Source organism: Neobacillus fumarioli NBRC 102428 (assembly GCF_001591485.1).
In the GTDB taxonomy this organism is placed as follows: Bacteria; Bacillota; Bacilli; order Bacillales; family Cytobacillaceae; genus Neobacillus; species Neobacillus fumarioli.
Genome location: NZ_BCUZ01000158.1, coordinates 1 through 5,573, shown reverse-complemented (window position 1 = coordinate 5,573; position 5,573 = coordinate 1). Strand labels below are relative to the sequence as shown.

At 39.6% G+C, this 5,573-nt stretch carries 5 protein-coding genes and 1 pseudogene; 5 read left to right on the top strand and 1 reads right to left on the bottom strand.

Annotation, left to right across the window (positions count from 1 at the left end; genetic code table 11):
• A pseudogene (locus BFU02S_RS16870) lies at positions 1-130 on the top strand (IS4 family transposase); the annotation flags it as partial.
• Between the two features lie 459 nt (positions 131-589).
• Complete coding sequence (locus BFU02S_RS14560) at positions 590-1,654, top strand: glycosyltransferase family 4 protein (RefSeq protein ID WP_066372171.1); 1,065 nt, start codon at positions 590-592, stop codon at positions 1,652-1,654.
• Positions 1,655-1,795: 141 nt separating this feature from the next.
• Here the strand turns inward: BFU02S_RS14560 and BFU02S_RS14555 are convergent, their stop codons facing one another.
• On the bottom strand, positions 1,796-2,446 hold the full coding sequence (locus BFU02S_RS14555) for a YigZ family protein (RefSeq protein ID WP_066372164.1): 651 nt from the start codon (positions 2,444-2,446) through the stop codon (positions 1,796-1,798).
• A 239-nt stretch (positions 2,447-2,685) separates the two neighbouring features.
• Between BFU02S_RS14555 and BFU02S_RS14550 the strand changes: the two genes are divergently transcribed.
• The 3 genes from BFU02S_RS14550 to BFU02S_RS14540 all read left to right on the top strand — a co-directional run bounded on the left by BFU02S_RS14550 (position 2,686) and on the right by BFU02S_RS14540 (position 5,514).
• On the top strand, positions 2,686-3,828 hold the full coding sequence (locus BFU02S_RS14550; protein ID WP_439951017.1) for a sensor histidine kinase: 1,143 nt from the start codon (positions 2,686-2,688) through the stop codon (positions 3,826-3,828).
• A gap of 30 nt (positions 3,829-3,858) precedes the next feature.
• Positions 3,859-4,542, top strand: a complete 684-nt coding sequence (locus BFU02S_RS14545) for a response regulator transcription factor (RefSeq protein ID WP_066372157.1) — start codon at positions 3,859-3,861, stop codon at positions 4,540-4,542.
• A gap of 132 nt (positions 4,543-4,674) precedes the next feature.
• Entirely contained in the window at positions 4,675-5,514 is an 840-nt protein-coding gene (locus BFU02S_RS14540) for a DegV family protein (RefSeq protein WP_066372154.1), read from the top strand.
• The last annotated feature ends 59 nt before the right edge of the window (positions 5,515-5,573 follow it).

Below are 5,573 nucleotides of genomic sequence, written 5' to 3'. Positions count from 1 at the left end.
ACATGTTCTAGCGCAAATTGAATCACAAAGTAAGCGAAAAGTCCTACAAATTAGCCGTTATTTAAGGGCTGCACTATGGAAACCAGCGCATATTTGGCTTCGAAAGATTGAAGGAAAAGCCATCCGTTAATGATCAAGTTTGTCGTCGTCCACAGGTCTTTAGGTATAATTGTAAATAAATTTCCAAATGGACAAAGCCACCTTTATTTAGGTATTTAACTTTTTGGCTCTAAATTGGAAAGGTTATTATACTGAAAATTCCGGTAATTTTTACGCAACACTTGTGTACAGATTTATGCGTATGATTTTGTGTTTGTTTTAATTTGGGCTAATGACAGTTGTAAGAAAAGCTTTCAAAGTAGGAAGTTCCTTTCTCCATACAAGCTGCATATGAAACTTTTCCTTCTGCCTTTTTTTGACTGTATAGGAATCATGTAATATTTTTAAATTAAGTAACCTTATGTTTGAGTGAAAGAAGTCATCAAGCAAGATAGTCCTTCGTCGATTGCTTCTTTTTTCGGTTTTTACCAGTATGAATATAGTTTTATTTTTGTTTTAATGGAAAAACTGACTTCAAGGGGGATTTGTCATGCTTTTTCTTACTTTGATCGTATGTTTTTTGCTCTCCATCCTTTTGACACCGCTGATAAAAAAACTTGCCTTCTTCATAGGCGCCACAGATCGTCCAAGTCAGCGTAAGGTTCATCAAACAATCATGCCGCGTCTCGGAGGACTCGCAATCTTTATCAGTTTTATGGCAGGAATGATCCTTTTAAGACCTGAGTTTCAATCTTCCGTAGCGATATTACTGGGTTGTCTCATTATCGTGATAACTGGTATTTGTGATGATCTGTTTGAGCTTTCTGCTAAGGTTAAGCTACTGGGGCAATTAGCTGCGGCGATCACGGTTATATTTTTAGGTGACCTTCAAGTGGTATTTATTAATTTGCCGTTTGGTGGGCAGCTCCAATTTGGTTTATTAAGCATTCCATTAACGATTTTATGGATTGTCGGAATTACGAATGCCATTAACTTGATTGACGGCTTGGATGGCTTGGCAGCGGGCGTCTCTTCAATTGCACTTATATCCATCTCTGGCATGGCCATGCTTCAAGGAAATGTATATGTCGTGGCAGTAGGGTTAGTTGTGCTTGCAAGCACACTTGGTTTTTTATTTTACAATTTCCATCCGGCAAGTATCTTTATGGGAGATACGGGAGCCCTTTTTTTGGGGTTTATTATTTCCGTATTGTCATTGCTTGGCTTCAAAAATGTCACCTTTATTTCGTTCGTGATCCCAATCATGATTCTTGGAGTACCTATTTTCGATACTTTTTTTGCTATTTTAAGGAGAATCATTCACAAAAAACCATTGTCTGCACCTGATAAATCCCATTTACATCATTGTATGCTCCGTATGGGTTTTACGCATCGGCAGACGGTTTTACTTATTTATGCGATGTCAGCCTTTTTTGGTCTGGTTGCGGTCATTTACTCACAAGCCCGTCTTGGTGGTGCGTTGTTGTTAATCTCTATTGTGGTTGTGTTAATCGAAATAATTGCGGAAAAAATCGGTCTTGTCAGCAGAGATTATCGGCCATTGTTAAATATCATGCAGACGTTTAGAACGTCGTCTGCGAAGGATCGGTCATAAAATGAAAAGCGCTAAAGCTGGATTCATATAAAAGGACTCATTAAGCATGAGCCCTTTTTGTTATGGTAATGAATCAAAAATTAGTAATAACATCATGTGGATTTTTGAATTGTGCTCTTAAAATGGAACAAATATAATCAATCACAAAGAGACATTTTTGCTATGTTCTTCTTCCAAATAGACAGTTTCTCCTTGCGTTATCACGCACTGGCCGTTCGTTAATTCGATGACCCAGTCCGTGAAGGCCTGTACCTTGTTGTCGTCAACATATGTTTCAACTTCAACCGTATCCAAATAATGAATTTCTTTTATTTTATAATCAGAAGCGCGGAGTTCTTTTTCCAATTTCCCCAACCAAGTGTAATCAATTTGAACATGGATAATTTGCGTAAGTCTTCGTTCAACAATTCCAGCTGCATCTAAGCCTTCGGAAGCTGCTTTTCCATAAGCGCGGATTAATCCGCCGGCCCCCAGCTTAATGCCGCCAAAATAACGGGTCACGACAACAACGGTATCTTTCAGGTTTCTTTTCTTCAGTACTTCAAGAATTGGCACGCCAGCCGTACCGCTTGGTTCACCGTCATCATTCGCTTTTTGGATCTGATCATTCTCGCCGATCAAATAGGCTGAACAATTATGGGTTGCATTCCAATGCCGTTTCTTAATGTTTTGAATGAATTCTTGCGCTTCCTGCTCTGACTCGGCCCTTTGGACATGTGCAATAAAACGGGATTTTTGAATGTTTATTTCATGTTCCCCGTATGCTTTTACAGTATAATATCGGGACAGCATCATAAACTCCTTTTTATTTTGTTATCAAATCTATGTGTATAGCTCATTTAAATAAAATTTTTTAAAAAAGTGGATGTAATATACCTTTAATATAAGTGTAAAATTCGAATGGTATAATAAGTATATCTAGGCACTTAAAAAGTAGTGACCTAATGGTATTATACTACTTTTTTCATAATAATTGACGAAGAATAACCTAGATTGAATACCTAAAGGGGAAAATTAGTCCCCTTGGAGGAATAAGAATGAATCAACTCAAAGTAAAGTCAATTGATGAAATTCGCGAGGAAATGATCGATACTGTTACTTGTTCAAAAAGCGATATCTTCCGAATTAGCGAGCAATGCAGGCAAGAATATGAAAATAGTAAGAATGAATTAATGAATATTAAACAAAGGATGTCCAAATTACATGAAGAGGGCGACCAGCTTGAGAATGAACTGCGCCAGGCCAGAGCCAAACTGTCAGAAGTCAGTATGAGCTTTAAAAATTATTCGGAGGAACAAGTCCGGGAGGCGTATGAAAATGCTCATCAGCATCAAATGGATCTTTCGATTAACTGGCAGTATAAAAAGCAGCTTCTTGAAAAAAGAAATGAGCTTGAGGCTAGACTTGTTAAATTAGTGGAAACCATTGAGCGTGCCGATCAGCTGATTTCGCAAATTTCAGTTGTTATGAATTATTTGCAAAGTGATTTAAAAGAGTTTGGCGAGGCATATGAAACGGCAAAAGCAAAGCAAGATCTCGGTCTGAAAATTATTGAAGCTCAAGAAGAAGAAAGGCGCAGGCTCTCAAGAGAAATTCATGATGGGCCGGCGCAGATGCTTGCTAATGTAATTGTCCGCTCGGATCTAGTGGAACGTGTCTTCCGTGAAAAAGGTCCGGATGAGACATTCTTGGAAATTAAAAGCTTAAAGAAGATGGTTCGATCTGCCCTATATGAAGTTCGTCGCATTATTTATGATCTGAGGCCCATGGCGCTGGATGATTTAGGTCTTGTTCCAACACTTAGAAAATACTTACAAACCATTGAAGAATATCATAACCATTCCAAAATTATGTTTGTGAACATTGGTTTAGAGAAGCGGTTGCCGACAAAGTATGAAGTTTCTTTGTTCCGGCTGATCCAAGAATCTGTGCAAAATGCGCTAAAACATGCCAATGCTAGTGAAATCAAAGTAAGATTAGAAATAACGAATTCTGCTGTATCGGTAGTAATTCAAGACAATGGGGTCGGTTTTGATCCGAATCAGAAGAAACCGGGTTCGTTTGGAATGATTGGAATGCGGGAACGTGTTGACTTGCTAAATGGTGAAATCACATTCAGTTCCCGAATCGGTAAAGGGACTTCCGTAAATATATTTGTTCCATTAACAAATTAAGAAAGCTTTAGAAGATAAGGGGTGTAAACATTGACTACTAAAATTGCAATTATTGATGATCACCAGCTTTTCCGTGAAGGTGTTAAAAGAATACTAGAATTTGAAGAAACATTTGAAGTTGTTGCAGAGGGTGATGACGGCAGCGAAACGTTGAAAATTGTTGAGGAGCATCGCCCTGATGTGGTCATTATGGATATTAATATGCCACAAGTAAACGGCATTCAGGCAACTCGGGAATTAATTGAGCAATATCCGGATACAAAGGTCATTATTTTATCGATTCATGATGATGAAAATTATGTTACCCATGCATTGCAGACGGGGGCAAGCGGTTATTTATTAAAAGAAATGGATGCCGATGCGCTGATCGAAGCGGTTCGTGTCGTGGCCGAAGGTGGTTCCTATTTACATCCAAAGGTTACGCACAATTTAGTAAATGAATATCGCAAGCTGGCAGCAGGGGTTGCCCGCAGCGGTTCTTATTTGCAAGCGGTGGAAATCCGACGCCCGCTTCATTTATTAACGCGCCGTGAATGCGAAGTTCTGCAAATGCTGGCTGATGGCAAAAGCAACCGTGGCATTGGGGAAGCATTATTTATTAGCGAAAAAACTGTGAAAAACCACGTCTCCAATATCCTGCAAAAAATGAATGTAAATGACCGAACCCAAGCCGTTGTTGTGGCAATCAAAAACGGTTGGGTAGAGGTGCGATAAATAGTGTGAAGATAAGCACGCAATCATTGCGTGTTCTTTTTTTAAACGGGAAACGAATGAAATTATGGTTTAAATCATATAAAATGTAAAATAGGAATATTTTTGAATAAACAAACAAGGGTGGTTACCTATATGAAAACGGCAATTGTAACGGACAGTACCGCATATATTCCAAAAGAAACCCGTGAAAAATACCACATTCATATGATTCCTCTAAATGTGATATTTGGGAATGAAGTTTATCAGGAAGATATTGATATCACTGCCAATGAATTTTATGATGAGGTAAAGCGTAAGGAACTCCCAACGACTTCACAGCCGCCTATCGGTCAGTTCGTTGAACTGTTTGAATCGCTGGCTAAAGATTATGATGCGGTCATTAGCATTCATTTATCAAGTGGAATCAGCGGTACATACCAAAGCGCCGTCAGCGCCAGCAAAATGGTCGAAAGCATTAAGGTTTTCCCGTTCGATTCAGAAATCACCTGCATGGTGCAAGGATTTTATGCTATTGAGGCTGCAGAGTGGGCGTTAAGGGGAGAAGCACCCGAAGCCATTATGGCTCGGCTGGAAGATATGCGAAGTACTGCCCGCGCGTATTTTATGGTGGATGACCTGTCACATTTGGTGCGAGGCGGACGCCTCTCCGGTGCTGCTGCCTTCTTCGGCAGTTTATTGCAAGTTAAACCGCTGCTTCAGTTTGCCGACAACGTGATTGTTCCATTTGAAAAAATCCGTACCCGTAAAAAAGCATTGAAGCGAATTAGTGAATTGCTCGGCGAAGATGTAACTCTTGGAGGTGAGTATCAAGCTGTCGTAATCCACGCCAACCGTGAGGAAGAAGCAAAGGAATGGAAGGCCGAATTGGAAGCCCTGTATCCAAACGTAGAATTCTCACTTAGCTATTTTGGTCCTGTCATTGGTACTCATATCGGTGAAGGCGGCATGGGTATGGGCTGGATCAAGAAATAAAGAAGGTAAGTTAAAAGCCATTCCGGTATTTTTACCTGGAATGGTTTTTTTATCGTTTA